This window comes from Bacteroidota bacterium (genome assembly GCA_020161395.1).
GTDB lineage: Bacteria > Bacteroidota > Ignavibacteria > Ignavibacteriales > Ignavibacteriaceae > UTCHB3.
In genome coordinates, this window is record JAIUOE010000001.1 from 571,500 (window position 1) to 586,849 (window position 15,350).

Consider the following 15,350-nt stretch of genomic DNA (forward strand, 5'->3'; position numbering starts at 1 on the left):
CAACTGGATGCGATTGCGAGTATTGTTGATCTCTGTGTTGGGAAACATTCAACTAAGTGTTTTGCCTTGTCAAAATTGACTATAATCCAAAAAAATCAGACGCTTTGAGCCAATGATGACTTTTAAATGAAAAAATTATGAAGATTACTGAAATAAAATTGTTTATTTACAAAATAATTCCTATTTTTGCACCAACATACCTGCCAAGCCTATGTCCGGGAAACCGGTTACGCTCAAATGGGCAGGTTTTTCTTTTTAAACCATGAAGATAAATTACACAAAGACACCACTTCTTTACAGCGAACAAGTTCAACTGCTAAAAAGCCGCGGATTGAACATCGCCGATGATTCCTACGCTGAAGCATGCCTTTCGGACATCAGCTATTACAGGTTATCCGCTTATTTTTATCCTTTCCTCGCAGATAAGAAAAACCATGTCTTCAAGCCCGGTTCCGATTTTGAGTCCGTGATAAAACTTTATCGTTTTGACAATGAATTTAGACTTTTGTTATTCAATGCGATTACTCTTATTGAAGTATCAGTACGCACGAAATTGACCTACGAACTTTCACACAAATATGGTGCATTCTGGTTGGAGAACGAAACTCTTTACCGGGATAAGGGGAAGACAAAGCAACTTCTTTCAAAACTCAAGGAGGAACTTGGCAGATCCGATGAGGAATATCTCGAGCATTACAGAAACAAATATTTGGAGGATATTCCACCTGCGTGGATATCATTGGAAATATCATCTTTTGGGTTAGTCTCACAACTTTATATGAATCTTTCAAGTTTCAAAGATAAAAAAGAAATAGCCCGGCATTTTGGGTTTCACCTTCCGGTTTTTCAATCATTTCTTCACTCCCTGACAGTTGTCAGAAATATATGTGCTCATCACTCAAGAATTTGGAATAAAGTGCTGAGTGTCCAGCCTGTCATACCGAAGGGATCAATTCAGTCAATGGTGGACACCAATAAAGTGAAAAGAGACAGGATTTCAATTATAGTCCTGATGATGACAGAAATATTAAGTAAAATTTCAATTGCCAATGATTTTCGTAAAGAGTTTGAAAGTCTGCTAATGAAATATCCTGACATTGACCTGTGGGCAATGGGTTTTATGGAAAATATATTTGATAAAAACCGGACGATATGAAACTAAAATTTGACAGTTCCCAACAGTTCCAGCTTGATGCCATAGCGAGTATCGTTGACCTCTTCGATGGTCAGCCGTTGAACAAGGGAGACTTCTCCGTAGAGATTGAATTGGGACAAAATGCCCTTTTTCAAACAGAACTAGGGTTTGGGAACCTGCTTCAGATCTCAGAGGAAGCCATATATGAAAATCTTGTAAAGATTCAGGAGAGAAACGACCTCGATATCACCGGATTGGATGAATTCAGTGCCAACGGGTTAAACTTCACAGTCGAGATGGAGACAGGAACCGGAAAGACCTATGTCTATCTAAGAACAATCTTTGAGTTGAATAAAAAATACGGTTTCAAAAAGTTTGTTGTCGTTGTGCCAAGCATTGCCATCAGAGAAGGTACACTTAAAAACATCGAAATTACCCGTGATCATTTCAGAGCTCTATACAATAATGTTGAATTCGAGTATTTCGTTTATGACGGCAAAAAGGCAAACAGACTCAGGAACTTTGCCACAAGTAATCAAATCCAGATAATGATCATCAACATTGATTCATTCCGGAAGGATTTCTCCGACAGTGAGGATGATAAAAAGAGCAATGTGATATTTAAGGAGAATGACAAACTATCAGGGAGAAAACCGATAGAGTTCATTCAAAGCACCAACCCTTTCGTGATAATTGATGAACCTCAGAGTGTTGATAATACACCAAAAGCAAAGGAAGGGATACAATCACTAAAACCACTCTGCATTTTCCGGTATTCAGCCACACATCGTGAACTTTACAATCAGGTTTACAAACTTGACCCCATCCGTGCGTTTGAGTTGAAACTGGTTAAACAAATCGTTGTTGCACAGGTCTCAACTTCGAGTACCCTGAATGAGGCTTTTGTAAAACTGAAGGAAGTGGATAATAAATCAGGGATCAGAGCGAAGATCACTATTCAGGTTCAGCAGAAAGATGGTGTAAAGGAAAAAGATTTTTGGGTAAAACCGGGTCATGATCTATATACTCTCTCCAACGAAAGGGCTCATTATCAGGACGGATATCAGGTCATCGAGATTAGTGCTGCCAAAGGGGAGGAATATATTGAACTCGGAGTCGGAAGAGTCTGGCTTGGGGAAACAAAAGGGGGAATGAAAGACGAAATAATTGAGAATCAGATACGAAACACAATACAAAAGCACCTCGAGAAGGAATTGCAGGTTGTTAAGAAAGGGATTAAAGTCCTTTCCCTCTTCTTTATAGACAGGGTACACAACTACAGAGCCTATGACGAAGCCGGAAAACCCGCTAAAGGGAAATTTGCGCAGATTTTCGAAGAACAATACAACGATTTGATCGCTTCTCCCCGGTACAAAGAACTGGATAAATTTGATGTGTCGGCTATCCACGACGGTTATTTTTCACAAGACAACAAAGGAATTCTGAAGGATACTTCCGGAATTACTGCACTTGATTACAGTACCTACGACAGGATTATGAAAGAGAAGGAAAAACTCCTTTCACTCGATGATCCGTTGAAGTTTATATTCTCCCACTCCGCCCTGAGGGAAGGATGGGATAATCCGAATGTTTTTCAAATATGTACTCTGAACGAAACAAAATCGACACTTCGAAAAAGGCAGGAGATAGGAAGAGGCCTTCGATTACCCGTTGATCAGGAAGGTAACAGAGTATTTGACGAAGTGATTAACAGACTGACAGTCGTGGCAAATGAGAGCTATGATGAATTTGCAAAGACTCTTCAGAGAGAGTATGAGGATGATTGCGGCGTAACATTTGGAAAGATTTCAAAGTTTGCCTTCAGTCAGTTGCATGCGGGCGAAAATGATCCCGAAGCAAAGGTTGGCAGAGTTCGATCAGAGTTTATTTGGAATGATCTGGTTCAGAACGGCATACTTGACGGAAACGGGAAGATCACTCACAAGTTTAACCCCTCCTCCCCCGGATTCACTTTGGGAGTCAGAAATATAGACCCCTCAATGGAAGCAGAAATAATTGAAACCATAGAATCGTATCAAATCGACAGGCACATCAAAAAAGATGAGGAGCCAAAGAAGCTTCGATTAAAATCAGAAAAAGAACTCGTAGAACAGGATCTCAATGAAGACTTTCGTGCTTTGTGGGAAAAGATCAGACAAAAGACCTCCTTCAAAGTTGAATTTGACACGAATGTGCTGATAAACAATTGCGTCAGAATGATCAAATCGATGGCGACAGTGGAAAAGGTAAAGATCAAATACACCGAAGCTGAATTGACAGTGGATAAAAGGGGTGTGACAGGTGATGTTACACGGGTCAGGGAAAGACTTTCATCCTATATCGGACCTCTTCCCGATGTCATCGCCTACCTTCAAAGAGAAACCGAACTCACAAGGAGGACTCTCGTAACAATCTTAACGGAGTCGGGCAGATTGCAGGAATTTATCGTAAATCCTCAGAAATTCATGGAGCAGGTAACCAATATCATAAACCGTGAAAAACAGAAGCTGATCATTGACGGAATAAAATATGAGAAAATCGCCGGTGAAGTGTATCAGATGGAATTGTTTGAGCAAAAGGAAATCGACAGTTATCTGAGTAACCGGCTTGCTGTGAGGAAGTCAATCTACGACTATGTAGTTTACGACAGCAGTATCGAAAAGAAATTCGCCGAAGCACTGGATAAACGGGAGGATGTGAAACTCTTCCTGAAACTTCCGAACTGGTTTACCGTAACCACCCCCATCGGTGAATACAATCCTGATTGGGCAATCGTGAAGCATGACCAGTCAAAAGTATATCTCGTTCGGGAAACCAAAGGAAACAAAGACCGTTCAAAACTTCGCCCCTCTGAAGCCGAAAAGATCGAGTGCGCCGAGAAACACTTTAATACCCTCGGCGTAAGTTTTGATGTAGTTGTGGATGCGGGGGAGGTATAATTTGAATTTTTCAGGAAAAAGACACTAAATGGGAAAGAAGACCAAAGTGGCAAGGACCACAAACCATTCCGAGGAAGATATCAAGATTAAAATCATTCTACCGATCTTAAAGGATCTTGGATTTAGCGAAGACCAATTGTCTTTCGAGGATAAATTTACTATCACTCTTGGCCATAACCTATTGGATATTAAGCAGAGCGTCGACGGCTATTCTGATATACTTTGCAAATCCCCAGATGGTAAACGTAATCTCTTCGTAATAGAGGTAAAGAGAGATGATGTTAAGTTTACCGAAAAGGAAATTGAACAGGTCATCTCTTATGCCAGACTGGTTCACCCTATAGCCCCTCTTTCAATACTGACAAATGGGAATGAATTGTTAGTCTATGACACATATACTAAAGAGTTGTACGAAAACAACATAGACTTTAGTGACCCTACCAAATTGAAAATACACCATGGATTGAAAGAAGATATTGAGTATCGATATGAAGCACTAAAATTTCTTGTAGGTTACAATTTAATCAATCTAAAAGCTTTTGTTGAAGAACAGCAAAAAACACGAATGGCCTCATTTTTTGGGGATATTTCTAATCTAAGTAAAAAATATATACCTGAACTCTATCAAGCTCCCTCCGACTTAGCCCCCCTGTTTAAAGAATTTCTCACTGATGCCAAATCAGTTTTTCTAATAATTGGTGAGCAGGGGGTCGGTAAAACAAATGCAATGTGTTATTTAGCTCAAAAGCACCTTATTGATCAGATACCGTTTTTTTATGCAGGACATCTTATTTCAGAAGATGTACTTGAACTTATTAAGAAAGATTGCAACTGGTTCTTCTCATCCCACCTTGAGGCTGATCAGATTGTAGATAGGTTAGCAAGTCTGACTTTGCCCGAAAGGAAATTAATCATCTTCATTGATGCTATTGATGAAGTAATAATTCAAAATTTCCCCAGTTTTCCCAGACAACTAAATGAATTGGTTGTTAAATTCAAGAAATTTCCGAATGTAAAAATAGTAATCAGTTCCAAAACAAACACCGCCTACAGATTTTTGAAAATCGGGGGTGAACCCTCCGATATTTTGGAACAATTATTCATATCTGGTGGGAATGAGGTTGAGCCCGGCAAAAAAAACGAGTATAGTTTTAAAGTTGAGTTGTTCAATAACCATGATTTCAAAGATGTTTATTCTCTTTATTGTAATCGTTTGAGTATAAATGGAGCACCTCCTGCCAGCATACTTGATGAATTGCATCGTGGTATTGCACTCAAAGTATTTTGCATTGTTTTTCAGGGTAAACAGGTAGATCATAAAATAGATTTTAAAGAATTGTTTGAACTTTATCTGGAAAATATTCTTTCCAAAATTAAAAATCCAGCACATGTAATAAGAATTTTACACCAATTAAGCAAGTGCATATTTGAAAAGAACGAAGAAGAATCACACGAAAATTATTCTCTAGATTTTATTGAGGAAGAGGAATTCCGAAACTATCTAAAGTTTGGAATTAATGATGAAATCCCTCACGAGTTATTTGACTATAACATTCTGACACGCCAATCAAACTATACAAAAACACCTTCAGTTGGTTTTTACTATACAATGGTCAGAGACTTTTTGATGGTCTCAAAAACAATGGATATTTACTCAATGAATTTCGATTCCTTCAAGGTCAAAATTGAAGAACTTTCACAATTTGGTCTTGGAAAAGATCTAATTTCTGTGATTAATCTTTTTTTAGATGTTCAGAGAAAAGTATGGTTAGTGACTATCTATGAAGGCAAATGTGAACAATTTTCGAATGAAATGGTGCGCATTACCGAACTAGCTAACCCAAAACTAAAAAACTTCTTATTTCCAGGACTTAAAAACAGCATAGGTTTTGTGTTCGGCAAGGGTATAGCTTCACCTTATCGTGGAGTAAGAGAAAAACAGAGGAATGAGCCTTTGGTGAGCTATTTTAATGGAGAGTTTGATTACGAGGTATGGTTTGGGAGCATGAGACTTTTCGATTTTAGGATTGACAGCCCTATCCTGATCCTCAAGGACCCTATTGGATTAGCTCATAAAGAGATGATTGAGAGAATAACAAAGGTTGTAAATTCTGGTCTACTTATTGAAACTGAATGCAAAACAATTGAGATCGAGGTATTGTTTAGATTGATACAAAACAATCAAGACAAATTAGGATTGAATCTGGTGAAGTTATCTTCGTTTGCACAAAAAAATCATGGTAAATTGACATTGGATCGTACGGATATTCTTCGGAGGACGAAAAAATATTTTGCACTTAAGCACTTTCAGAATCTATCACCTCAAAATTTGCATCGAGAGTTTCAAAAAATAAACACCCATTGGCCGGGCACCAACAATAACTTAAATTTTAGTCAATTATCACTCCAAGATATTATTGAAGGATTTCAACACGAAATTCTAGATGAATATGCAAATCGATTCAGACTTGGAGATGAAATGGAGATGAAAAGAATATTTGATATCCTGATGAGGTGGGATGATCTCAAATTTAGCCCTCCACTTAACCATAATTTTCCTAATTGGAATCAAAACAACCAAATTGTGATAGGAAATCAGCATGATTTTAGTGCATCGTTACTAGACTCAATCTTAAACTCATTCTCAACGGATCAGATTGAAGAATACTTAACAACTTTTTTTAATTGCTTTATCGAAAGCTACCGTGATCTTATAAAATCTAATTTTGAGAGTCTTTCGGATAGATTCGAGTTATACAAAGAACTACCCGTTGATTTACTTTTTTCGGTTGATTACAAGTCGGGAGCTGTTATGTATGGTTTAAGCAAAAATGGTTCAAATTCTGTGAGAAGTGTCGAAAAAATAGGTTTTGATGGAGATATATTCGCTGGCGCAGGTTGTCGGCTAGCAGATTTTTTTGTAAGTGAAACATCCTATCCCTTTTTACATGATAAAACTGAGAAAATAAGTAATTCGGCTGTAATAAGGAATTTTGTTTACCGGCGGATTGAGAGTGAGATTAAAAGCTCGAATTTTAAATTCTGAATAGGGACAACTACTGCTGATGTAATGTGCTAACTTGACAATGTAAGTGTTATTTGTGAAAACTACTACTGACCGTATCCCGTGGTGTACATTTTCCCATGGTGAATTACAAAATAAAAGGAACAATTGGGACAACCCGAAAGTGCGAAGACAAACCATATAATTATCCTGCAAATTTGAGGCAATGAACGGACATGAAACATTTGAGATTACAAAAGTAATTGCGAGTAATTTAGCAGTCATTGATGGAATCAAAGGTGCTAAAAAGATTTCCAAAGATTTCTTAAACGAATATCCATCAAAGTATTAAAAACTTGAGAACATTTACGGGTAGCTTGGGATTTAATTAATTACCATTTTACTAAATAACCAAAAAGCGAATTTTTTAATGGCAACATACAAAGAGTATTCCAGAAACTTCCTGAACTTCAGGACGCAAATAGAAGCAGATACACCAGTATACAGAGTGATTCCTATAAAAAGGTTGTTGGATTTAATCCAAAATAAAACAAATGTTTTGGTGCATCCGTCGATGTGGGATGACCCCTATGAGAATTTTCTATTGAAATCTAAATTTAAATGGAATGGATTCAATATTGATGTTTCTAATCTTCGGGACAGAGTTTTTGGACAGTGCTGGACGCTTAACAGTCAAGAAACTGACGCACTGTGGCGGATTTACTCACCTGAGAAAGATGGCGTACGTTTAAAAAGTAGTATAAAACAAGTATTTGCCCCACTCGTGGCGCAAAATAATGATTGGTATATAAGTGCCTACTTTGGAAAAGTACGATATTTTAATCAGGAAAGAATGAAAAAAGTGATGCAAAACTATGTACTTAAGAGCCTCAATTTTGGACTTACGAATGGTATAGATATTATTTACTCACTGATGTCGAAAAGAGAAGCATTTAAACATGAAAAAGAGGTCCGACTAGTTTATCGAGGAACACCAAATCGCAGTGATAAACTTCATGGATATAGCATTAATCCACAAAAGTTTATTCATGAATTACTTTTTGACCCAAGAATTGATGAGCAAGATTATCAGAATTATAAGGAACAGTTGCAGATATTGATTCCGAAATGCCTTATTTCACACTCAGATCTTTATAAAGGGCCGGATTTTACCGTTATTATTAAAGATGAATAAATTAAGTAAAACCTAGTCATTGAACTTCAAACTCCGCAACAATGACAGCAACAACAATTCTTAACTCCTTATATAATAAGCACTTATAGCTCTGACCCTCTGCCTTTTAAGCAGAGGGTCGGTGGTTCGAGCCCACCCGTGCTCACGAAAAAAAAGCCTTCAGAGAAATCTGAGGGCTTTTTTGTTTTAAATATTCAAACTAAAACCAATAGAAGCCAGTTTGAAATCCTCTTTTGCAAAAGAGAACCATTCTTTTACACTCTCACCCCCCCTTTTCATACAAAACAATTCCTTCTTTAAGAGCTGAGAAATAAATATATCCTTTTACAGTTCGATAAAGATCAATATCTGTTTCTGTTGCAGCCACAAAATCAACAGGTACTGCTCCACTTCGAACTTTACGATACAGGAGTTGTGCGGTCTCCCTTCTGTGAGAGCCGTCATCAACGACAATAAGCAAATCGATATCGTTGTACTTGTCGACTTCTTTCCTTGCGGCAGAACCAAACAGTATGATTTTCTTCGGAGATACGACCTCGACGACTTGTGGAATTAACATTCTGAGTATCTCTCCAACTTGAAAACTGTTGATGGAAAAATCAGATTTCATTAAAGCAAATTCACTTTTATCATTGAATAATCAAAGTATGTTTTTCTTAATGTAACTCTTCGAAAACCCAAATATACAAAAAAGGTCTTTAACAGATTTTGGATGTTCCGGTTTCGTGATTGGTAGAAAAATACCTCAACCATCCGGTTACTTGAAGTGATGCTTTGGATTGGTTTTTCGTGAAAACTTATATTTGGGAGGTTCCGGCTCTATTTCAGCTTCCACGGAAACCTCTGGTTCTGATTCCTCTTCCGACAGTGATTCTTCTTCGAAAGCGACCAGATCGGGATTAATCGACATGCTTTCGATTGTTTCCGGGTCGAGAAAAGAGTCTTTCTGCTTCCTGAAGAGGGCAATGCTGACGGGAGGGACAACGATAAAAAAGATAAGCGTTAAGATTATTACAAGAGTGTCGCTCATATTAAACCGGGAAGATTACAAAATTATACTATTCAAAATTAAAAAGAAACTGTTATACAGAATTGCCACTAATTTGATGATTAGCAGTATTAGTCTTCGACGGCCTTCGAGATTACGGAATCTACGACAACTAATAAATCAGATGATGACCCCGGCCTATTAATCACACGATGATCGTGTGACTGTGCTCACAGCCCGGAGTGACACGATTAAACCGGACCAATTCTGAAAATGTCATATAAACGAATCAGTTTAATATTTATTCATTTAACCGGAGATAAAAATGAGATCCTTGGTTCTCTTTCTTCTGTTTTCAGGAATCCTTTATCCGCAGACGCACGGCACCCATTCAGCATGGTCGTCCGCTGAAGTTGTACCATTATCACAGACCGGAGCTTCCGCGGGCGGTGGCGTACCCAACACCTTGATTGCGTTGGGAGAGGGGAAGATACTCGTTTTTTACACTGAGCAGTTTCCGTTTCCCGGAGGTCCCGTCAAGCCTTTTTTCGCGGGATCGACAGACAACGGTCAGACATGGAGTGCTCCCTCTGCCACTCTCATCCCTCCCGTTGCAAAAACGACAGCAATCGCAGGTTCGCTCGGAGCAGCTAAGCTTGCATCGGGAAATGTGGCGGTTTCATGGGCTTCTGCCAACCCTCAGGGTATCTTCTCCGCTATCTATAACCCCGCCACCGCCTCCTGGGGTGACACGGTAAGGGTATCGCAGTATGTGCTGAGATCGACCGGATACCAGTTCACTACAGCGGACAGGAAAGGAAGGATTCACATAGTCTGGTCTGATGGCCGCATCGAGCCCGGATCGGTTCAGGAGATTTATTATTCCCGATCAACCGATGGCGGTGCGAGCTGGTCGGAACAAAAAATGTTGAGCAGTGACGACGGACGCCACTCTTCTTTCCCTTGTGGTGATTTCACGGGCACTTATTCTGACACTCTCGCTTTCGCATGGCGTGACAGCATATCGGGACCCAAAAACTGGGATGTCAATATCGTCGTATCAACCGACGGCGGGGTGAGCTGGCAGACCCCGAAAGCACTCACCTCATCAACCCTGATGCAGAGTGATCCACAGGTGATAGTTGATAAACACGGGGGTTTTTATCTGATCTTTCATGAGTACTCGACCGCGTGTGCCGGCGGATACTGTGCCTCAGTTTATTTCGGGTACAGTTCTGATGGAGGTGCATCATGGGGTTCAGGGTTCCGTAAGATATCCCCGGAAAATATCCGCTCCCACCTGTGTAAATCTGCTTACGACTATGCAAACGACCGCTTTTGGGCGTTCTGGAAGGACGAGCGCGACTTCAACTTCACAACTGGAAATCCTGAGGCGGACATTGTCGGCAGAAGTTTTGAAAGCAGGGGAAGTGTTGCCCCGGACACTCTCGAGTTCATTTCGGATATGGGGGATATGGAGGCGGCGTTCCATAATTTTTCCGCCGGGGCAGACGGGTCTCTTTATGCCGTATGGTATGCCGACTATTCGCAGTCGGCTCAGCCAAGAAAAATGTATTTTTCACGCCGTGTCGCAGTAACCGGGCTTAAGGCTGAGGAAACTGTAAACACGATCGGGGAATTGGAGCCTTTGGCATATCCGAATCCGTTCAATCCCTCAACGGTAATAGCTTTCTCACTGAATCAACCTGCGCTTGCAAGTGTCTCAATTTATGACATGACAGGAAGCAAAACCATGGAAATATTCTCCGGTTATCTTGACGCTGGGACACACAGTTTTCAGTTCGATGCGCGCTCCCTCTCAGCGGGTATTTATATATGTCAGGTTGCAACACCCGTTACGAGAAAACACCTGAAACTCGCCCTGGTGAAGTGATGTTTTTTTGTGTTAAATACTTCAACCATCCGGTTACTTGAAGTGATGCTTTGGATTGGTTTTTCGTGAAAACTTATATTTGGGAGGTTCCGGCTCTATTTCAGCTTCCACGGAAACCTCTGGTTCTGATTCCTCTCCCGACAGTGATTCTTCTTCGAAAGCGACCAGATCGGGATTAATCGACATGCTTTCGATTGTTTCCGGATCGAGAAAAGAGTCTTTCTGCTTCCTGAAGAGGGCAATGCTGACGGGCGGGACAACGATAAAAAAGATAAGCGTTAAGATTATTACAAGAGTGTCGCTCATATTAAACCGGGAAGATTACAAAATTATACTATTCAAAATTAAAAATAAATTAGTAAATCTACTAACTTTTATACAGAATTAACACTAATTTAATGATAAACGGTAGTGTTATGCTGAAATCATGTAGAAACTGATGTCCCTTCCTCCCCTGCAGGATTGTAATGCAAAGAATATTTTGTAACTTTAGTTGTCTTTAAATTTATTATGTTTGACCGGATGAAGCGAGATCAGTTTCGTTCACAAACAAGAGATGAAAAAATGAAAAATCTCATTAATTCAGTTAAAATTTCCCTTCTTTTTCTTTCCGTGATCCTCAATTTATCCTGCTCAAAGGAGAACTCCTCCAATCCTGTAGAACCGGTGGATCAGACAAAACTTGACGCAGCTTTTTCACGGGCAGCCGGTATGACAAATCTTAAAAGTCTTGTTGTCTCCAGAAATGGAACGATAGTAAAAGAGGCGTATTTTAACGGTGGAGGCGCTGATCTTACACATGATGTAAGGTCTGTAACAAAAAGTGTGGTTGCCATTCTGACAGGAATTGCAATCGATAAGGGATTGATACAATCCGCTGAGCAGCCAATCGACAGCTTCATCAGGCCCCTGGTTCCGGACCTCTCAACCGAAAAAGGAAAAATCACCATTGGCAACCTCCTCTCGATGAGCAGCGGTTTCGAGTGGGATGAATTAAATTCTGAATTCGGATACAACAACTGGGTGCTTGCTGAAAATCAGGTTCAATATCTTTTTGCAAAGCCGCTGACCTCGCTGCCGGGGCTGACTTTTACATACAACTCTGCAGCTTTGCATATCCTGTCGGTGATTATTTCCCGTGCAGCCAAAATGCAAACCCTTGAATTTGCAAATATCCATTTTTTTGAAAAACTTGAAACGGGTGCGAGAAACTGGCAGACAGACCGGCAGGGTTACAACAACGGTGGTGCCGGATTGGAACTCACTCCCCGGGAAATGATAAAAATTGGAAACCTGATTCTCGACAAGGGTGAGTATATGGGACGGCGAATAGTTTCTCAGGAGTGGATCACCCGAATGAAAGGCCACCAGATTTCCCTTGCAGACAATACGATGAATTATGCAAACGGCTACGGATTTGGCTGGTGGACAGGGGAAGGTTCGAAAGGGAACTATGTTTTCGCAAACGGTTGGGGAGGGCAGTTTATCGTGGTTGTACCGGACTATAAACTGGTGATTACGGCGACAAATAAATGGAGCGGTGTTGGTTCCCCGGTGGCTAATCAGCAGTGGCTGGCAACAATTAACCTCATTATGTCGGATGTCCTGGGTGCTTTTAATTGAAATCCCTCACCAATTCTTTTTATTTTTGACTGATCATTTAACAATTATTCAGAGATCAAAATGTTTGAAAAAATAAACAGACTCCCGATAGCCAATCTTCCAACTCCACTGGAGCCCGCCGAAAAACTTGCGGCACATCTCGGGCTGGAATCTTTTCTCTTTAAAAGGGATGACCTGACGGGGCTGGCGATGGGAGGGAACAAAGCCCGAAAACTTGAATTTGAACTGGCAGGAATTGTCGCCGACGGGTATGATACAATTATCACGGTGGGAGGACAGCAGTCGAACCATGCGAGAATGACAGCCGCAGCCTGCCGGAAACTCGGAATTGATGTCAAACTGGTTCTCGGTGGAAAAGATTTTACTGAGTTTAAGGGAAATCTGCTTCTCGATACTCTTTTTGGTGCCGATATCAGATATATTTCCGGAAGTGATGAGGATGATGATCTTCAGACGCTTCAAATGAAGTGGTGCGACGAACTGAAGGCAGCCGGTAAAAAGCCGTATGCGCTTCCTCTCGGTGGCTCAACTCCCCTCGGAACGCTTGGATATGTAAAAGCCATGGAAGAGTTGAGAGGTCAACTCGAGGATGACAAGGTGCAGATATTTTGTCCCGTTGGTTCATGCGGAACTCTTGCCGGAACTGTTTTGGGAGTTGCACTTTTCCTGCCCGGAGCAGAGGTATATGGAATCAGTGTTTCCCGTAACAAAGAGGACATCTTCAGAAGGACAAGGGAATTAATGAGGGAAGCTGCCCTGTTAATCGATGCTGACCCTGCCCTGTCGGAAAGAGAGTTTTTTGTCTATGACTGCTACCACGAGGAATACGCAAAACATATCCAAATTGCGAAAGATGCTGCGGAGGTTTGTGCCATGCTCGAAGGGATTATAGTCGATCAGGTTTACACAGGTAAGGCGATGGCGGGGCTCTTTGATCTCGCGGTAAAGGGGGTGTTGAAGAAAGAGGAACCCGTGATATTCCTTCACACAGGAGGAATGCCCGAGGTGTTTTCAGATACTCTTCTGTATGGAGAATACGAAAAATGCCGGAAGTACAGTGTCGAAGATGTGCAGGAGATGAAAAAATGATTTGGTGGCGTTTCCCCGGCTATTGCAGGCTTTTGTTTGCGGTTACAATTCTGTGGATTTGTGCTTTTGAAGCATACGGACAGGAGGGCAAATCAACCGAAGAAGTGATAGCCAAAGTTGACAGCATGATACCGGCTCTTCAAAAAGAGTATAAAGTGCCCGGAGTCTCATTGGTTCTTATCAGGGATAACCGGATAGTATATTCGTCCGGTTTTGGTGTAAAGGATGCGCGGACCAATGAACCCGTGACGGATGAAACGATGTTTGAAGCCTGTTCGATGACGAAACCGGTGTTTGCATACCTTGCGATGAAGCAGGTGGAAGCGGGAAATCTTCGACTTGATACTCCCGTCTGGACAATCTTTGACGATCCCTCATTTCAGGGACAGGATTTGAGAAAGAAGATTACTGTAAGGATGCTCCTCTCACACACCTCAGGTCTGCCAAACTGGCGTCCGGGTGATGATGAAGAGAACGGTTATCTCCCCATTGAGTTTGAACCCGGTACAAAATTCGGCTACTCGGGGGAGGGGATGTATTATCTTCAAAAAGTTGTCGAGAAAATAACCGGAAAATCTCTCGAAGTGCTGGCAAAAGAAACACTTTTCAACAGAAACCTGATGAAGAATTCGAGCTTTATATATCTTCCCGAATTTGAAACAAAGCTGGCTTCAGGTCACGATACTTCCGGCAATTTCAAGAAAAAAACCTCCTATTCAAGAGCAAATGCTGGCTATTCCCTCTACTGTTCAGCGAAGGACTACGCTTTGTTCCTCCTGGATGTGATGGCGAATGACCGTTCCGGTGGAGATGCCCTCTCATCAGAATTTATCGATCAAATGCTCACTCCACAGATAAAAGTAACGACCAGAGAACCACAGGTGAGACCCGGAAATGCAAACGGAATTGAGACTTTTCGCGGACTTGGCTGGGTAATCGATTCCACTCTCGAGGGGGATATCTGCTACCACAGCGGTGCCAATGGTTCAGGATTCAAATGCTACTCGCAGTTTAACCGCAAAAAAGGTTCAGGAATTGTTATTATGACAAACAGTTCAGGCGGTCTCGGTGTTTGGGATAGTGTGATAAGAGCGATAGGGGATATTTAAATGAAATTTTATTGACCGGGTCAAAAATAATTCAGTAAATGTGATCAATAATACTTGTTTTTTTATAATTTATAATTATTTTTACTCCCGGGTATTTATTTCACTTGCCCGTGGTTTATGGTGGAGTTTGTATAATCGTGAGGGTTATTTTCCGGAGAAACCTGTTTAACCCGTTGCACTCTTGGGTGCTTTCTTCTCCAAATGCTTTAGTCGCCTTTCTAATCATCATCATCTGACCGTGGTGGACAGTCTTATCTGCAATTTTGCAAAAACTGTTCTTCCCGTCTCTTGTTTTTAATCTCCAATCCCTAACTGTGTGTCATCGACCATCAATTTTTATTGAGTGATGACTTTTTTCGTGGTGAGACGACAGG

At 40.8% G+C, this 15,350-nt stretch carries 11 protein-coding genes; 8 read left to right on the forward strand and 3 right to left on the reverse strand.

Annotation, left to right across the window (positions count from 1 at the left end; translation table 11 throughout):
- The first annotated feature begins 262 nt into the window (after positions 1-262).
- From LCH52_02230 to LCH52_02245, 4 genes are all read left to right on the forward strand, one after another.
- On the forward strand, positions 263-1,156 hold the full coding sequence (locus tag LCH52_02230; GenBank protein MCA0387293.1) for an Abi family protein: 894 nt from the start codon (positions 263-265) through the stop codon (positions 1,154-1,156).
- A complete protein-coding gene (locus tag LCH52_02235) occupies positions 1,153-4,074 on the forward strand; it encodes a DEAD/DEAH box helicase family protein (protein ID MCA0387294.1) in 2,922 nt (973 codons plus the stop codon). Before LCH52_02230 ends, LCH52_02235 begins: the two co-directional genes overlap by 4 nt.
- A gap of 28 nt (positions 4,075-4,102) precedes the next feature.
- Positions 4,103-7,120, forward strand: a complete 3,018-nt coding sequence (locus tag LCH52_02240; GenBank protein MCA0387295.1) for a type I restriction enzyme HsdR N-terminal domain-containing protein — start codon at positions 4,103-4,105, stop codon at positions 7,118-7,120.
- A 388-nt stretch (positions 7,121-7,508) separates the two neighbouring features.
- Positions 7,509-8,273, forward strand: a complete 765-nt coding sequence (locus LCH52_02245) for a DUF2971 domain-containing protein (protein ID MCA0387296.1) — start codon at positions 7,509-7,511, stop codon at positions 8,271-8,273.
- Positions 8,274-8,535: 262 nt separating this feature from the next.
- Here the strand turns inward: LCH52_02245 and LCH52_02250 are convergent, their stop codons facing one another.
- Positions 8,536-8,832 (reverse strand): nucleotidyltransferase domain-containing protein, encoded by a 297-nt coding sequence (locus LCH52_02250; protein MCA0387297.1) that lies wholly within the window; start codon positions 8,830-8,832, stop codon positions 8,536-8,538.
- 198 nt (positions 8,833-9,030) lie between these two features.
- Positions 9,031-9,303, reverse strand: a complete 273-nt coding sequence (locus LCH52_02255; protein MCA0387298.1) for a hypothetical protein — start codon at positions 9,301-9,303, stop codon at positions 9,031-9,033.
- 283 nt (positions 9,304-9,586) lie between these two features.
- Here LCH52_02255 and LCH52_02260 point away from each other — a divergent pair, with 283 nt between their 5' ends.
- Complete coding sequence (locus LCH52_02260; GenBank protein MCA0387299.1) at positions 9,587-11,155, forward strand: exo-alpha-sialidase; 1,569 nt, start codon at positions 9,587-9,589, stop codon at positions 11,153-11,155.
- Between the two features lie 33 nt (positions 11,156-11,188).
- Here LCH52_02260 and LCH52_02265 read toward each other — a convergent pair whose 3' ends face one another.
- The gene (locus tag LCH52_02265) at positions 11,189-11,461 is read right to left on the reverse strand and encodes a hypothetical protein (protein MCA0387300.1); all 273 of its coding nucleotides are present in this window, start codon (positions 11,459-11,461) and stop codon (positions 11,189-11,191) included.
- Positions 11,462-11,719: 258 nt separating this feature from the next.
- Between LCH52_02265 and LCH52_02270 the strand changes: the two genes are divergently transcribed.
- From LCH52_02270 to LCH52_02280, 3 genes are read left to right on the forward strand one after another with little or no spacing between them, the layout of a single operon-like run.
- The gene (locus LCH52_02270; GenBank protein ID MCA0387301.1) at positions 11,720-12,778 is read left to right on the forward strand and encodes a beta-lactamase family protein; all 1,059 of its coding nucleotides are present in this window, start codon (positions 11,720-11,722) and stop codon (positions 12,776-12,778) included.
- A gap of 60 nt (positions 12,779-12,838) precedes the next feature.
- Positions 12,839-13,867 (forward strand): D-cysteine desulfhydrase family protein, encoded by a 1,029-nt coding sequence (locus LCH52_02275; GenBank protein MCA0387302.1) that lies wholly within the window; start codon positions 12,839-12,841, stop codon positions 13,865-13,867.
- Positions 13,864-14,976, forward strand: a complete 1,113-nt coding sequence (locus LCH52_02280; GenBank protein ID MCA0387303.1) for a beta-lactamase family protein — start codon at positions 13,864-13,866, stop codon at positions 14,974-14,976. The genes LCH52_02275 and LCH52_02280 overlap by 4 nt, the downstream gene beginning before the upstream one ends.
- The last annotated feature ends 374 nt before the right edge of the window (positions 14,977-15,350 follow it).